The organism is Mesorhizobium sp. M2C.T.Ca.TU.002.02.1.1 (assembly GCF_003997225.1).
Genome location: NZ_RZTO01001144.1, coordinates 1 through 1,463, shown reverse-complemented (window position 1 = coordinate 1,463; position 1,463 = coordinate 1). Strand labels below are relative to the sequence as shown.

General features: G+C 65.7%; 2 protein-coding genes. Both read right to left on the bottom strand.

From position 1 onward, the window contains the following. Positions 1 to 58: 58 nt before the first annotated feature. A complete protein-coding gene (locus EOD07_RS34170) occupies positions 59 to 1,087 on the bottom strand; it encodes a histone deacetylase family protein (RefSeq protein ID WP_127238330.1) in 1,029 nt (342 codons plus the stop codon). A gap of 2 nt (positions 1,088 to 1,089) precedes the next feature. Continuing rightward, positions 1,090 to 1,463, bottom strand: a 374-nt coding sequence (locus EOD07_RS34165; protein WP_164772831.1) for a GNAT family N-acetyltransferase, incomplete at its 5' end; no start/stop codon positions are given.

The window sequence follows — 1,463 nt, the reverse complement described above, 5'->3', positions numbered from 1 at the left end:
AGATCGGGGAGACGCTGGAAAGCGTGCATCGCGTGATCGCGATGCTGAGGCAGCAGCGCTAGTCTTTCTTGCCGCCGAAGCCGGTCAGGAACGCGGTGAGATTGTCGCCGAGCGCATCGCAGAGATAGCCGCCTTCCTGGACGATCACCGCCGGCAAGCCGAGCCCGGCGATCGCCTCGCCGATGCGCGAGAAGCCCGGCGTCGTCACCGACAGGCCGCCGAACGGATCGCCCTCGAAAGCGTCGAGGCCGAGCGCCACCACCAGCGCCTCCGGCGCGAAAGCGCGGATGCGCTGGAAGGCTGCCGCCAGCGCTTCGAGAAAGGCCGCGTCGCCGGATTTGCGCGGCAGCGGCAGGTTGAGGTTGTAGCCGAGGCCGGGTCCTTCGCCGCGCTCGTCGGCATGTCCCCAGAAGAACGGATAGAAGCGCACCGGATCAGCGTGCAGCGAGACGGTCAGCACGTCGGGACGGGCATAGAAGATGCCTTGCGTGCCGTTGCCGTGGTGCAGGTCGACATCGAGGATGGCGACGCGGGCGGAATTCTTGCGCAGAACCTGAGCCGCGACCGCCGAATTGTTGATGAAGCAGAAGCCACCGGCGACATCGGCGAAGGCGTGATGGCCCGGCGGGCGGCAGAGCGCATAGGCGGAAGGCGCGCCGGCCATCACCGCTTCGGCGGCTTCCACCGCGCTCCAGGCGCTCCATAACGCGCTGTTCCAGGTCTCGGCCGAGATTGGGCAGGCGGTGTCGGCCATGTGGTAGCCGGCCTGGCCGACCGCCGAGGCCGGATAGGAGCCGTTGCGGGCGATCGGGTGGATGTTCGGGATCACCTCCGCCGATGCGCCTTCGATGCGCCGCCAGCGCGTGAAAATGTGCTCGAGGAAGTCGAGATATTCAGGCGTATGCACCGCCGCGACCGGACCAAGGCCATGATTCCTCGGGCGTTCGACCGTCAATCCTGCCAATCTTGCGCCGGCTAACAATCTTTCGATCCGCTCCGGCTTTTCCGGGTTGGGCTGCGGCGCGCCGCTGGAGAGGAAAGCCTTGGGATCGTGGCGTTTCTGTTCCTCGGCATAGAAGGCTTTCATCGTCATTCCTCCGGCGTGTCGGCAAAGGCGAAAAAAGCGTCGCCGACGATCTTCTGCACCTGCTCGTAACTCGACCAGCCGATGCCCAGTTTCTCATAGAAGGCCTTGGCGGTCTCGTTGTCGGTGTCGACGGAGAGCCTCAGATAGACGCCGCCCGCCGCTCGGCACTCTTTCGCGACGCGCCGCAGCAGCCTTTCGCCGACCCGGCGGCCGCGGAAGCGATCCTCGACATATAGATCCTGCACATAGACGCCCGGACGGCCCATCCAGGTCGAGAAGATCGGGAAATGCAGGCAAAGCCCGGCGAATTCGCCGCCGATCTCGGCGATCAGGGTCGAGAAGGCGGGCCTTTCGCCGAAGCCGTAGCGGCGAAGGT